Source organism: Streptococcus sp. D7B5 (assembly GCF_029691405.1).
Taxonomy (GTDB): domain Bacteria; phylum Bacillota; class Bacilli; order Lactobacillales; family Streptococcaceae; genus Streptococcus.
In genome coordinates this window covers 1,222,776-1,236,062 of sequence record NZ_CP121467.1, presented here as the reverse complement: position 1 = coordinate 1,236,062, position 13,287 = coordinate 1,222,776, and the positions used below count along the sequence as shown (strand labels likewise).

The window sequence follows — 13,287 nt, the reverse complement described above, 5'->3', positions numbered from 1 at the left end:
GAAATCGTAATTGCTTTTTCAAAATGGGAATAAACTGTGAAATTTTTTCAAAGTTTCTCTAAAAAATACTTGAAAGTGTTTACAATAAGTGATAAAATGGAGTAAGTAGATGCGTGAAAGCGAAATTTTCATTATAGAAAGGAAACGGAATGAACACAGATGATACAGTAACGATTTATGACGTCGCCCGTGAAGCAGGAGTTTCAATGGCAACAGTTAGCCGTGTCGTTAATGGCAACAAGAATGTTAAAGAGAACACTCGAAAAAAAGTCCTAGAAGTGATTGATCGCTTGGACTATCGTCCAAATGCGGTAGCACGTGGTTTGGCTAGCAAGAAAACAACGACAGTCGGAGTTGTGATTCCTAACATTACCAATGGTTATTTCTCAACACTTGCTAAGGGGATTGACGACATTGCTGAAATGTACAAGTATAACATTGTCCTAGCAAATAGTGATGAGGATGATGAAAAGGAAGTTTCAGTGGTTAACACTCTCTTTTCAAAACAAGTCGATGGGATTATCTTTATGGGCTATCACTTGACTGAAAAGATTCGTTCAGAATTCTCTCGTTCACGGACACCGGTTGTTCTTGCCGGTACTGTGGATGTAGAACACCAACTTCCAAGTGTGAATATTGACTACAAACAAGCAACGATTGATGCCGTGAGCTACCTTCTCAAAGAAAACGAGAAAATTGCTTTTGTGAGTGGACCACTCGTCGATGATATCAATGGCAAGGTTCGTTTGATTGGTTACAAGGAAGCCTTGAAAAAAGCTGGACATTCTTATAGCGAGGGATTGGTCTTTGAATCAAAATACAGCTATGATGATGGTTATGCCTTGGCAGAACGCTTGATTTCATCACAAGCTACAGCCGCAGTTGTAACAGGCGATGAATTGGCAGCAGGTGTCCTAAATGGTTTGGCTGACCACGGTGTGTCTGTACCAGAAGAGTTTGAAATCATTACGACAGATGACTCTCAGATTGCACGATTCACTCGTCCAAACTTGACTACTATTGCCCAACCTCTTTATGACTTAGGTGCTATCAGCATGCGTATGTTGACTAAGATTATGCATAAGGAAGAATTGGAAGAACGTGAAGTTCTCTTACCTCATGGTTTGACAGAACGCCGCTCTACACGAAAACGTAAATAGAAAAAATCAGGAAATCGTGAGATTTCCTGATTTGCTTTCTAGAGAAGAGGATTAGCCTTCCATATAGTCTTTTAAGGCTTGTCCTTTTAATCCAGCATTAAGGGCAATTAATAATTTGAGGCGAGCTTTTTGAGCGTTGAGTTCTTTGACAAAGAGAACGCCAGACTCTTGCAATTGAACCCCCCCACCTTGGTAGGCATAAACAGGTTCAGCAATGCCATTAAAACAACGTGAGACCAAGGCGACTGGGATTCCTTTTTGGAGGAGATTTTCCAACTTTTGAGCTGTTTCTTTGGGAACATTGCCTGCTCCAAAAGCCTGAATGACTAAGCCATCCAGCTGTTCCAAGTCTAACATATCGATCAGCTCGTCTGTCATACCGGCATAGGCTGAGATGATGGGAACTAGACCTTGAATATGCTCAAGATCAAAGCGGACACGAGGTTCAGCCGTTTTAAAGTAGAGGATTTCTTGCTTCATGATGAGGCCAAGTGGTCCATGTGTTGGGGTTTGAAAGGTGCTGACGTTGGTCGTATGAGTTTTGGTAACATACTTTGCTGCATGAATCTCGTCGTTCATGACGACCAGCACACCCTTGTCGGCTGCTTTATCATCGCTGGCAACTCGTAAAGCGCTCAGATAGTTATAAACACCGTCGCTACCAAGTTCGTTTGAACTACGCATGGCCCCGGTTAGAACGATGGGGATGGGCGGGATTTTCATGGTATCAAGGAAGTAGGCTGTTTCTTCTAAGGTATCTGTACCATGTGTGATGACAACTCCATCGTAGTTATCAGCTTCCTCTTTAATCTTATGATAGAGTGCAAGCATATGCTTGGGTTTGATATGAGGGCTTGGCAGATTAAAAAAGTCTAGGGCATGAACCTCAATCCCTTCAAGCGGATTGGAAACATGGTTCATGGGATTGTCCTGGCTAGTTACAACGGCACCAGTGGCATCTGCTTGCATGGAAATAGTCCCACCTGTATGTAAAACAAGGATTTTCTTAGGCATGATTTAGTCACTCTTTCTGAAATGTGGTATAATCATTGTAACACAAAAGGGGAGAATGGGACAGGATGGAAGTCAAGGCTGTTTTTTTTGATATCGATGGAACGCTAGTCAACGATCGCAAGAGTGTTTTGAAATCCACTAAGGACGCGATTAAGATTGTCAAAGAGCAAGGAGTGCTTGTTGGAGTAGCGACAGGACGAGGGCCGTTTTTTGTCAAGGAATTGATGGAAGACTTGGACCTAGACTTTGCGGTGACCTACAATGGCCAATACATTTTTAATAAAGAAAAGGTGCTCTTTGCGAGTCCGATTGCTAAGTCAAGCCTGCGTCAACTGATTGCTTACGCTAAAAAGGAGCGTAAAGAAATCGCTCTTGGAACCGAGCACGCCGTTGTTGGTTCGAAAATTATGTCATTTGGTCTCGGCTCCTTTTCCCAACTGGTTAGTCGTTTTATTCCGACTGTTCTGACAAGAACCGTTAGCCGTTCCTTTAATCGAATGGTTAGCAAGGCAGTTCCTCAAAAGGAAGACGACCTGCTTAACTTGATTAATCAACCCATTTATCAAGTTTTGATGCTGATGACGCCAGAAGAATCTGAGAAGGCAGCAAGTGATTTTGACGACTTGAAATTAACTCGAAGCAATCCTTTTGCAGCAGATATCATCAACCAAGGAAATTCCAAATTAGAAGGCATTCGCCGAGTCGGGAAAGAATATGGCTTTGATCTCAACCAAGTCATGGCCTTTGGTGATTCAGACAACGATCTGGAAATGTTGGCGGGTGTTGGTATGTCGGTTGCTATGGGGAATGGCAGTAGCAGTGTTAAAGAAGTTGCTAAGCATATTACGGCAAGTAATCAACAAGATGGTATCCACAAGGCGCTCGAGCACTTTGGTGTTTTGGCTTCAGAAAAAGTGTTTGTCAGTCGAGACTACCACTTTAATAAGGTCAAGACCTTCCACCACATGATGGATGAACGAACTCAAGAAGAGCCACAGGCATGGGATGCTGAAGGTGCAACCCACCGCGCAGATTTTAAAATTGAAGAATTAGTAGAGTTTGTTCGCGCAGCAAGTTCTTCGGAGGAAGAATTCCAAGACTCCCTTGCAAGCATGCGTGAGGCACTTGATAAGGCGGCAGAGAAAGTGGCGAAAAAGACACCTGCTAAGCAAAATTTGGTCGGTCAAGTGGATGCTTTGATTGACACACTGTATTTTACATACGGTAGTTTTGTTTTGATGGGAGTAGACCCAGAACGCATTTTTGATATTGTCCATGAAGCAAATATGGGGAAGGTTTTCCCTGATGGGAAAGCTCATTTTGATCCAGTTACACACAAGATTTTAAAACCAGAAGACTGGGAAGAAAAATATGCTCCAGAACCTGCCATTCGACAGGAACTACAACGTCAGTTTAAAGCTTATGAGCGACATAAAGAAAGAAAAAATAAAAAATAAGAGAAAATTCTTTTCCCTGGATGAAAAATTCGGGGATTTTTTGAGCTGAAAAACCGAACAATTTTATATATATCACTAATTATTATTAGCATATTTATACTAGAAAAAGAAAAGAAAAAAATGAAAAGATAGTGAAAATAAAGCAACAGGAAATTATATTTCTTACAAAGAATAGTTAAAAAGCTAGATATATTACTGATATATCTAGCTTTTCTTTTAAAAAACATCAAAAAAAGACAAGTCAAATTATTTGATATTTGAAAGTTTATGTGTTAGAATAAATTCAGAAAGCGAATAAATATAAAATCCTCATGCTACTACAATATGCTCTTTTTTAAGGCAGAAAGTCAACTTGTTTATTTCAGGCCTGTTAACAAGTTGATGTGAGGAGTTCACTCTAGCTTTGAGGTTTAGTTATAAAATTGTGCACAATTGCTTTCCAAATTTTTATTATTTTAATTTTCAAGTTTAAAAATTAAAGAATTAAGAGGTTGAAATGAAGAAAAAATATACCTATTTGACAGCTTCTGTTTTAACAGCTGTAACAATGCTTCCAACTTTTGCACCAAGTGAAGCTCACGCTGCTTACAATTGGAATGGAAATAATAGCTACTATACAAGAACTAGCCGTCGTTCAAGCAATCGTACTTCTAACCGTACTACTGCAAATCGTAGCCGTACATCAAACTATACTGTAAGAAGTTACAGCTACAATAGTTATTACCCAAGCTATAACTATGGCTACAATAGCTACTACCCAAGCTATAACTATGGATATGGTAGCTATTACCCAAGTTACAACTACGGTTACAATAATTGGAATAACTACTATGGCTATGGCAACAGTAGCAACTACTATGGTTATAACTATTGGAATAATTACAACAACCTTGCTAGCGATGAAAACTATATTTACTGGAATGGCAATCACTACTACCGTATGAACGATGGTAGCTTCCGTATTTATCGTAACGGTCAGTGGAAACCTTTGACAAACAATAGTAATAACAACTCATCTACTAACAACTTGGAAAACGATCCTCACTATCGTTACGAAAATGGGTACCATTACTATGTATTGGACAATGGTGATTATTACTACTACCAAAATGGTAAGTGGGTATTGGTGAAAGATTCTGCTGATACAACACTAGCACAACCGGCAACACCTGCTGAACCAAAACCAGAACAACCAACAACTCCGGTTGAGCCAGCACAACCAAGTCAACCTGAAGTTCCTGCTCCAACACCAGCAGAACCAGAGACTCCAACACCAGCACCTAGTGATAAACCTGAAGAGCCGACAACACCAACTGAGCCACAACCAGCACAACCAGCACAACCAGCAACTCCAAGTGTTGACCTACCAGAAAATCCACCAATTAATGGTGCTGATAGTGAATTTGATCCATTCAAGCCATCAACAGAAACGCCAGTAGAACCAAAACCAGCAACACCAGCAACTCCAGCTATCCCAACAACGCCAGGTTTAGTAACGACTGATGAACCAAGTGAAAACCAAATCCCTGATTATGTTGAAAAACCAGCTGAAGGATTGGAACACTTGGCTTGGGCACCAAATGGACACACTCCAAAATTGGTTTACCCACCAGGTAAACCAGGTGATGAAGTCCTCAAGAATGATAAAAACTACTACTTCGACGGTAGTGCACATTACTACTATGTACCATCTAACTCAGAGCGTACAGGTTACTCAGCATACTGGAAGTGGCTTGGAGGAAAATGGAAACTTCAAGGGATGACTGATCCAAACGATCCAGCTCGTGATCCAAAACTTCACGAAAACACTGCTGATGACGAGTACATGTACAGTGACAAGAACTCAAGCGTGAAACTTTACTCAACTAACTTGGTAACAACTGCTAAAGCAGGTCAAGCATTGCCATTCAAGAATGTTGAAGAGTTCAAAAACTATGTTATCGAAAAAATGAATCCTAAGTTCCTTGATAACTCTGGTTGGGATGCTAAAGTTGAGTGGGAAATCGAAGATCCAGAAATCTTTGAGAAGACTAAAGAAAACCCATACGCTAAGGACTATGTCTTGATTGCAAATCTCAAGAGTGGTGTCGAAGACAAGAAATACAGTGATGTAGAATTTGGTTATGTGAAGTTTGTTTACCGTGTTGAAGCAACAAACGATACAAACTATGACTATGTTTCAAAAGCGAAAGAAGCTTTCGCTAAAATCAATGAGACTCGTAAAGCTCAAGGATTGAAAGAATTGACTTGGTCTGAAGACATTTATCAAAATCAAGCACTTCCAAAAGTAAATGAAATCTCACGTCAATACGATAGCTCAGGCTTTGTTGGACGTCGTGATGAAGATGCAGCTGTTGTCGTTAAGAAATGGGCAAACAGTGGTTTGAGAGACTTGCTTCTCGATCCAAATGTCACTGAAGGAGCTGTAGCAGCAGTAGTTGATGGAAACGGTGTATACTACTGGGCATACAGTTACAAATAATTCAATCTTTTGAGATTGACTACTTTCTAAATAAGATAGAGGCTTTAAACAATTGTTTAAAGCCTTTTTGTGACCCAATCAGGACAAACAAAAAGGAGCCAGAGGCTCCCTTTTTTAATGATTACAATGTTTTTTCACTTTCTCTCACGACCAGTAAATCGACTTTTGCATGGCGAAGAATATACTCAGATGAAGAGCCAACCAAGAGGCGTTCAAAGGCATTAAGCCCTGTTGCACCAACGAGAATCAGGTCAACATTTTCTGCGTCTGGAATAGTGCGGGCAAGGAGAGTTTTTGGATTTCCCATTTCGATGACGATGTGAATATCGGTCACACCAGCATCTCTTGCGCGCTTTTCGTACTCCTTCATCAGACTTTCAGCATCGACTTGGAGTTCTTCGTAAACTTCAGCATCAAAGGTAGACACGCTTTGAAGAGCGCGTGTGTCGATAACATGGGCAATGGTGAGCTTGGATTCGTTGCGTAGAGCAGTGTAAACACCTTTGACGAAAGCCAAATCCGCTTCTTTAGAACCATCAATTGCGACCATAACATTTTGGTAACGTTGTGCCATAATGAAACCTCCTGAAATTTTCTTACTGTTATTGTAACCCTTTTCACTAAAGAAGTAAAGTAAAAATCATATTTAAATAAATATTATTGGAGATTCAATTTGGTGGAGATATGTTAAAATAAAAGAAAACGAGCTAGTAGGAAAGACAGCGAGGGGATGAGAAAGTATGAAAGATTTTGTTCAAGCTTCTAAAAAAATAAGTTTTTTTATCATGGAATTATCCTTGCGTCACTTGTAGGTGAAGTAGTGATGCTTTGGCAGCTGGAAAGAGTCGTGCCCGTTCTCTATCCAGGATTTGTTGGTTTTCTTCTCGTTCACTTAGTCTACCACATCATTTTATTTGTGATTGCAAAGAGAAGTGGTCGCTTGGACTATCTGGTCACGTGGGGGCTCTTTCTCATGTTTAATCTTTTGTATGATTCCTTTTTAGCGCTGATCTTTCTAGGTATGTCTTTTGGTATGTGAGAAAATACTTCTGTATTCTAGTTGTTTAGATGGTGAGAACTTAGTCGTTGTGAGTTTTTTTCTTTGCTTGCTCATTTCAGGAAACTTGTCGCAATCCCTTTCTAGTGGTATAATGTTACTATCTCGATGAATTGAGGAAACAAGATGAAAGAATATAACAAGTCTAGTAAGTTAGAGCATGTTGCTTATGATATCCGTGGCCCTGTTTTGGAAGAAGCTATGCGGATGCGAGCAAACGGAGAAAAGATTTTACGTCTGAATACAGGGAATCCAGCAGAATTTGGCTTTACAGCGCCAGATGAGGTCATTCATGACTTGATTATGAATGCGCGTGATAGTGAAGGATATTCTGACTCCAAAGGGATTTTCTCAGCCCGCAAGGCCATCATGCAGTATTGCCAACTGAAGAAATTCCCTAATGTAGACATTGATGATATCTACCTTGGAAATGGTGTCAGTGAGCTGATTGTTATGTCCATGCAAGGACTTTTGGATAATGGCGATGAGGTCTTGGTGCCTATGCCAGACTATCCTCTCTGGACAGCCGCTGTCAGCCTAGCTGGGGGAAATGCTGTTCACTATATCTGTGATGAAGCTGCAGAGTGGTACCCTGATATTGACGATATTAAGTCAAAAATTACTTCCAATACCAAGGCAATCGTCCTTATCAATCCGAACAACCCAACTGGAGCCCTTTATCCTAAGGAACTCTTGTTGGAGATTATTGAGATTGCCCGTCAAAACGATTTGATCATTTTTGCGGATGAAATTTATGATCGCATGGTGATGGATGGGCATGTGCATACGCCTGTGGCAAGCTTGGCACCAGATGTTTTCTGTGTCAGCATGAATGGTTTGTCAAAATCTCACCGTATCGCTGGTTTCCGTGTAGGATGGATGGTCTTGTCTGGTCCTAAGCACCATGTCAAGGGCTATATCGAAGGTCTCAATATGCTGTCCAATATGCGTCTTTGCTCTAACGTTTTGGCCCAGCAAGTCGTACAAACTTCACTAGGTGGGCACCAGTCAGTGGATGAATTGCTCCTTCCTGGTGGACGGATCTATGAGCAAAGAAACTTCATTTACAATGCTATTCAAGATATCCCAGGTTTGTCTGCGGTCAAGCCGAAGGCAGGTCTTTATATCTTCCCTAAAATTGACCGCAATATGTACCGCATCGATGATGATGAACAGTTCGTTCTTGATTTCTTGAAGCAGGAAAAGGTTCTCTTGGTTCATGGTCGTGGTTTTAACTGGAAGGAACCAGACCATTTCCGTATCGTTTACCTTCCTCGTGTGGACGAATTGGCGCAAATCCAAGAAAAGATGACACGTTTCTTGAGTCAGTATCGTAGATAAGGCTTTCATAGGGAAAAGCAGGAAACATTTACTTAGAGCTATTGACAAATAGGTAAGAATCAGATAGAATAGTAAAGTATGTTTAGTAACTGATCACTTTATAGCCGGCTAAACGAATACAAAATCTATGAGGAGGTATTCATCGTGAAACGTACTTATCAACCAAGTAAACTTCGTCGTGCGCGCAAACACGGATTCCGTAACCGTATGTCAACTAAAAACGGTCGTCGCGTATTGGCAGCTCGTCGTCGTAAAGGACGCAAAGTTTTGGCTGCTTAATCCAAACGAATTCAACAAAGAAGTCAGTAGGAACTCGAGTCTACTGGCTTTTCTTTTGATTTCAAAGAGTGCATTGTCCACGAAATCGGTCATTTCAGATGAAACTCATGGAGGGCTCATTTAAAGGTCACATACAAAAAAACTCAAAACCAGAAATAAGTTACTGATTTTGAGTTTTTGTTTATTCTTTTAAGTGATAAGAGTAGCTAGCGACAACGACGTCTTCGTGCCATCTGAGAGCGTATTTTAGTTTGAGGCTCATTTGATTGTGCAGGATATTTTGCCAAGGCTTGTTAGGGATAAACTGTGGGACAAGGACTGTAACAGTGTAGTTTTTTTGCTTAGCTTCTTGGGCGATTCGTTTGACATACTTAACGCTAGGGGTGATGATGTCGCGGTAGCTAGTATTGATATTCTTCAGAGTGATATTTGGGAAGTAATCGGCAAATTCCTGAAGAATTTCTTGGTCTTTTTCTGCCGTTTCTTTAGTAGAAATGTGCATGGCTAACACTTCGTCACCGATACTTTGAGCGTAGTTAATGGCTCCGACACTTACTCGAGTAACATTTCCTACTAGGACAAGAACCAGATTGCCATCGTAGGTACGTTTTTCAATTCCTTCGTAGAGTCGTAGCTGTTTTGCCACTTTTTGGTAATGGCTGTGAATGGACAAAAAGAGGAAAGTTAAAACTAGGATAATTGGAAAGAAAGGCCAGATATCACCCAGTCTGAAGAGGAGTAAAATGAGGACAATAGCATAACAAATGATGGCCCCAAGGATATTAGCAAAGGCAGGTTTTAAGAAGTTTGCTCCTTTTTCCTTTTTCCAATGACGAATCATCCCAGTCTGAGAAAGGGCAAAGGGAACGAAGACCCCGATAGTATAAAGAGGAATCAAGCGTTCAGTATTCCCATTAAAAATGAGAAGAAGGATCATAGCTCCAAAGGCCAGAGTTAAGATACCGTTGGAGTAGCCAAGGCGATCCCCTTTTTCCATAAAGAGATGGGGCATGTACTTGTTTTTAGCCATATTGTATGCCAGCATAGGGAAGGCTGAAAAGCCAGTATTTGCAGCTACAGCTAGAATTAAGGCTGTCGAGAACTGGAAGAGATAGTAGCTAGCATGACCAAAGAATGAATCACCAAGAATGCCCTTGGCCATTTGCGAGAGGATGGTTTCTCCATTTTGAGGAGTGATGCCCATCCAGTAGTTTAGGAAGGTAATGCCTGCAAAAAGGAATCCTAAAATGAGGGACATGATGGTCAAGGTCTGAGCAGCATTCTTTTCTTTCGGAGTTTTGAAAAATGGTACCGCATTTGAAATAGCCTCAACCCCTGTCAGAGAGGCAGAGCCACTGGTAAAGGCTCTTAATAGGAGAACGATGGAAAGGCTCGGAACGGTTTGCCCAATGGTTGAAGTCGCCTGATAGTTTAGGGAACCTGTAAATAGTTGAAAGAACCCATAAAGCAAGAGAAAGACGGTACTGAAGATAAAGAGGTAGACGGGAATCATCAGAGAGCTGGCAGATTCTTTCAATCCTCTTAAATTCAAGAGCATGAGCAGGCAGACTAGGAAAATAGAGATATGAAGATTATAGGGATGGAGGGCAGGGATGGCTGCTGTAATAGCATCAGCTCCAGACGCAACGGATACGGCTACTGTCAGCATATAGTCAACAAGGAGACTGCCTCCTGCAATCAAGCCCAGTTCAGGGGAAAGATTTTCCCGAGTGACCATATAAGCTCCTCCACCTTGAGGATAGGCATGAATGATCTGACGATAAGAAATGGTCAAACTAGCGAGCAGTAAGAGGACAAAAATACCAATAGGGAGGCTCCACCAAATAGCGAGAGGAGACAGACTGACTAATACGAGAATGACTTGTTCGGGCCCATAGGCAATAGAAGACAGGGCATCACTGGATAACATTGCAAGTGCCTGCATTTTTCCCAACAATCCCCCTTCGCCGTCTGTGAGAGACTTGAGTGGTCGACCGATAAAGGTATATTTTAATTTTCTAAACATTTTCTTTTCCTTTGCTGAAAATTTCAATAAGTGTTATTATACTGCTTTGAAAAAGAGCAGTCAAGGGAGAATGATTGGTATTAGAATATTTTTACAAGCCGAGGGATGCTATTTTTGGTATAATAATGGAAGAAAATGAGGTTAGAAGAGATGATTTTTGATACGCACACACATTTAAATGTGGAAGAATTTACAGGCCGTGAGGCAGAAGAAATCGCCTTGGCTGCTGAGATGGGTGTGACGCGGATGAATATTGTTGGTTTTGACAAGCCAACCATTGAACGGGCCCTAGAGTTGGCAGATGGGTATGAGCAACTCTACGCAACTATTGGCTGGCATCCGACTGAAGCAGGGACATACACAGATGAGGTCGAAGCTTACTTGCTGGAAAAACTAAAACATCCAAAAGTTGTTGCCTTGGGGGAGATTGGTCTGGACTATCACTGGATGACAGCATCTAAGGAAGTACAGGAGCAGGTTTTTCGCCGTCAGATTCAGCTGTCCAAGGACTTGGATTTACCTTTTGTGGTCCATACCCGCGATGCGCTGGAAGATACTTATAAGATTATCAAGAGTGAGGGCGTCGGCCCTCGTGGTGGCATCATGCATTCATTTTCAGGTTCTCTGGAGTGGGCTGAGAAGTTTGTCGAGCTTGGTATGACGATTTCCTTCTCAGGAGTGGTGACTTTCAAGAAGGCGACAGATGTTCAGGAAGCAGCTAAAGAGTTACCTTTGGATAAGATTTTGGTAGAGACAGATGCCCCTTACTTGGCACCAGTTCCTAAACGTGGCCGTGAAAACAAAACAGCCTATACTCGCTATGTGATAGACTTTATTGCGGATTTGCGTGGGATGACGACTGAGGAGTTAGCCGCAGTAACAACTGCAAATGCAGAGCGTATTTTTGGATTGGAAAAACAATCATGAAAGAAAAAATTTCCCAAGTCATCGTAGTCGAAGGACGGGATGATACGGCCAATCTCAAACGTTACTTTGATGTAGAGACCTATGAAACACGAGGTTCTGCAATAAATGACCAGGATATAGAGCGGATTCAGCGCCTGCATGAACTGCATGGAGTCATTGTCTTTACAGATCCAGATTTTAATGGGGAGCGGATTCGTCGCATGATTATGACGGCCATTCCAACAGTACAGCATGCCTTTCTCAAGCGAGATGAGGCTGTTCCCGAATCTAAGTCCAAGGGACGTTCTCTGGGAATCGAACACGCCAGCTATGAAGATCTAAAAACAGCGCTGACTCAGGTGACAGAGCAATTTGAAAACGAGAACGAGTTTGACATCAGTCGTGGTGACTTGATTCGCCTAGGTTTCTTGGCGGGAGCAGACAGTCGTAGGCGCCGAGAGTATCTAGGCGAACAGCTCCGCATCGGCTATTCCAATGGAAAACAGCTGCTCAAGCGGTTGGAGTTGTTTGGAGTGACCTTGGCAGAAGTGGAAGAGGTGATAGCTAAGTATTCAGTCCAAGGGAGTCAGAAATGAAAAGAGTGATTATTACAGGTGGCAATAGTGGCATTGGTTATCAGGTTGCTAAACAGTTGGCTGAAAAAGGCTGGTCGGTAACTCTCTTTTGTAGACGGGAAGAAGCTGCGGAGCAAGCTTGTGAGGAAATTCGTCGACAGACAGGAAATCCACATGTAGATTATATCTTGGTTGATCTATCTGATATGAAGAGTGTCAGGGAAGCAGCGGAACAGTATATTCAAAAAGAAGACTTTCTAGACGTTCTAATTAACAATGCAGCTGACTTTGATTTGTCAGTTAAAAAGCCCATCCTGACTAAGGATGGTTTAGAAAAGCAATTTGCGACCAATGTTGCCGCCCCTTTCTTGCTTTCTATCTTGTTGAAAGGTTTGTTAGAAAAGTCTGAGAGTGGTCGGATTATTAATATTTCTTCTCAAGGGCTGATACTCTATCCTTTCATGAAACTTGATTTTGAAAATTTATCTGGTCAAAAACATTACAGTCCTGCTAAGACCTATTATCAAAATAAACTGGCCTTGTTGATGTTGTCACTTTATATGCGAGAACATTGGGAAGGTATCAAGGTTCAGGCAATCCGTGTGACCAATGTCAAAGTAGATATGCGTCGCTACAATCACCTCAGCGCTTTTATGAAAAATCTGTATAAAATTAAGTCAAAACTTTCGATTAGTCCTGAAGAAATGGCCAAAGTTTATACAGCTTTATCTACAGAAGATCGCTATGAAGGATTTTTGTATGACGAGAAATGCAAGGAAGTAAAAGCAAATGCACCTGCTTACGAAGAAGAGGAGCAAGAAAAACTCTATTCTTTGCTTGAGCACCTGACTTTCTCAAGAGACAATCCATAAAGGATGAGAAAAATAAATTTCATGGACTGCTTCAATAGTGGAAAGAAATTCAGATATTTAACTCTGTTTGGAGTGACCTTGGCCGAAGTGGAAGAAGTGATGGAAAGTTATGATAATA

12 protein-coding genes are annotated in these 13,287 nt (G+C 41.4%); 9 read left to right on the top strand and 3 right to left on the bottom strand.

All coding sequences use genetic code 11. The features are described from left to right. The first annotated feature begins 149 nt into the window (after positions 1 to 149). On the top strand, positions 150 to 1,160 hold the full coding sequence (ccpA, locus tag P8P68_RS05955; RefSeq protein WP_001090635.1) for a catabolite control protein A: 1,011 nt from the start codon (positions 150 to 152) through the stop codon (positions 1,158 to 1,160). Between the two features lie 51 nt (positions 1,161 to 1,211). On the opposite strand, the gene P8P68_RS05950 is transcribed toward ccpA, so the two are convergent. Then, entirely contained in the window at positions 1,212 to 2,174 is a 963-nt protein-coding gene (locus P8P68_RS05950) for an asparaginase (RefSeq protein ID WP_001124799.1), read from the bottom strand. 65 nt (positions 2,175 to 2,239) lie between these two features. Here P8P68_RS05950 and P8P68_RS05945 point away from each other — a divergent pair, with 65 nt between their 5' ends. Both P8P68_RS05945 and P8P68_RS05940 read left to right on the top strand, forming a co-directional pair. Further along, on the top strand, positions 2,240 to 3,631 hold the full coding sequence (locus P8P68_RS05945) for a Cof-type HAD-IIB family hydrolase (RefSeq protein WP_000453118.1): 1,392 nt from the start codon (positions 2,240 to 2,242) through the stop codon (positions 3,629 to 3,631). Positions 3,632 to 4,127: 496 nt separating this feature from the next. Next, a complete protein-coding gene (locus P8P68_RS05940) occupies positions 4,128 to 6,113 on the top strand; it encodes a CAP domain-containing protein (protein WP_278275762.1) in 1,986 nt (661 codons plus the stop codon). Positions 6,114 to 6,234: 121 nt separating this feature from the next. Here the strand turns inward: P8P68_RS05940 and P8P68_RS05935 are convergent, their stop codons facing one another. Further along, complete coding sequence (locus P8P68_RS05935; RefSeq protein ID WP_000079162.1) at positions 6,235 to 6,687, bottom strand: universal stress protein; 453 nt, start codon at positions 6,685 to 6,687, stop codon at positions 6,235 to 6,237. 216 nt (positions 6,688 to 6,903) lie between these two features. On the opposite strand from P8P68_RS05935, the gene P8P68_RS05930 reads away from it, so the two are divergent. From P8P68_RS05930 to rpmH, 3 genes are all read left to right on the top strand, one after another. Then, entirely contained in the window at positions 6,904 to 7,152 is a 249-nt protein-coding gene (locus P8P68_RS05930) for a hypothetical protein (protein WP_347566594.1), read from the top strand. Between the two features lie 144 nt (positions 7,153 to 7,296). Next, positions 7,297 to 8,511, top strand: a complete 1,215-nt coding sequence (locus tag P8P68_RS05925) for a pyridoxal phosphate-dependent aminotransferase (RefSeq protein ID WP_000666454.1) — start codon at positions 7,297 to 7,299, stop codon at positions 8,509 to 8,511. A gap of 144 nt (positions 8,512 to 8,655) precedes the next feature. Next, the gene (gene rpmH / locus P8P68_RS05920; RefSeq protein WP_000831905.1) at positions 8,656 to 8,790 is read left to right on the top strand and encodes a 50S ribosomal protein L34; all 135 of its coding nucleotides are present in this window, start codon (positions 8,656 to 8,658) and stop codon (positions 8,788 to 8,790) included. Positions 8,791 to 8,971: 181 nt separating this feature from the next. Here rpmH and P8P68_RS05915 read toward each other — a convergent pair whose 3' ends face one another. After that, positions 8,972 to 10,816 (bottom strand): APC family permease, encoded by a 1,845-nt coding sequence (locus tag P8P68_RS05915; RefSeq protein WP_000488831.1) that lies wholly within the window; start codon positions 10,814 to 10,816, stop codon positions 8,972 to 8,974. 150 nt (positions 10,817 to 10,966) lie between these two features. Here P8P68_RS05915 and P8P68_RS05910 point away from each other — a divergent pair, with 150 nt between their 5' ends. Genes P8P68_RS05910 through P8P68_RS05900 form a run of 3 tightly spaced genes read left to right on the top strand, consistent with a single transcriptional unit; the run spans position 10,967 to position 13,169 of the window. Beyond that, on the top strand, positions 10,967 to 11,743 hold the full coding sequence (locus P8P68_RS05910; protein WP_000575652.1) for a TatD family hydrolase: 777 nt from the start codon (positions 10,967 to 10,969) through the stop codon (positions 11,741 to 11,743). Then, positions 11,740 to 12,318, top strand: coding sequence for a ribonuclease M5 (gene rnmV / locus P8P68_RS05905; RefSeq protein ID WP_000659978.1), 579 nt, complete (start codon positions 11,740 to 11,742; stop codon positions 12,316 to 12,318). The genes P8P68_RS05910 and rnmV overlap by 4 nt, the downstream gene beginning before the upstream one ends. Beyond that, positions 12,315 to 13,169 (top strand): SDR family NAD(P)-dependent oxidoreductase, encoded by an 855-nt coding sequence (locus P8P68_RS05900; RefSeq protein ID WP_000832168.1) that lies wholly within the window; start codon positions 12,315 to 12,317, stop codon positions 13,167 to 13,169. Before rnmV ends, P8P68_RS05900 begins: the two co-directional genes overlap by 4 nt. The last annotated feature ends 118 nt before the right edge of the window (positions 13,170 to 13,287 follow it).

Coding starts and splice junctions, on each gene's coding strand:
- ccpA (WP_001090635.1), top strand. CDS start 150: ATGAACACAGATGATACAGTAACGATTTATGACGTCGCCCGTGAAGCA.
- P8P68_RS05950 (WP_001124799.1), bottom strand. CDS start 2,174: ATGCCTAAGAAAATCCTTGTTTTACATACAGGTGGGACTATTTCCATG.
- P8P68_RS05945 (WP_000453118.1), top strand. CDS start 2,240: ATGGAAGTCAAGGCTGTTTTTTTTGATATCGATGGAACGCTAGTCAAC.
- P8P68_RS05940 (WP_278275762.1), top strand. CDS start 4,128: ATGAAGAAAAAATATACCTATTTGACAGCTTCTGTTTTAACAGCTGTA.
- P8P68_RS05935 (WP_000079162.1), bottom strand. CDS start 6,687: ATGGCACAACGTTACCAAAATGTTATGGTCGCAATTGATGGTTCTAAA.
- P8P68_RS05925 (WP_000666454.1), top strand. CDS start 7,297: ATGAAAGAATATAACAAGTCTAGTAAGTTAGAGCATGTTGCTTATGAT.
- P8P68_RS05915 (WP_000488831.1), bottom strand. CDS start 10,816: ATGTTTAGAAAATTAAAATATACCTTTATCGGTCGACCACTCAAGTCT.
- P8P68_RS05910 (WP_000575652.1), top strand. CDS start 10,967: ATGATTTTTGATACGCACACACATTTAAATGTGGAAGAATTTACAGGC.
- rnmV (WP_000659978.1), top strand. CDS start 11,740: ATGAAAGAAAAAATTTCCCAAGTCATCGTAGTCGAAGGACGGGATGAT.
- P8P68_RS05900 (WP_000832168.1), top strand. CDS start 12,315: ATGAAAAGAGTGATTATTACAGGTGGCAATAGTGGCATTGGTTATCAG.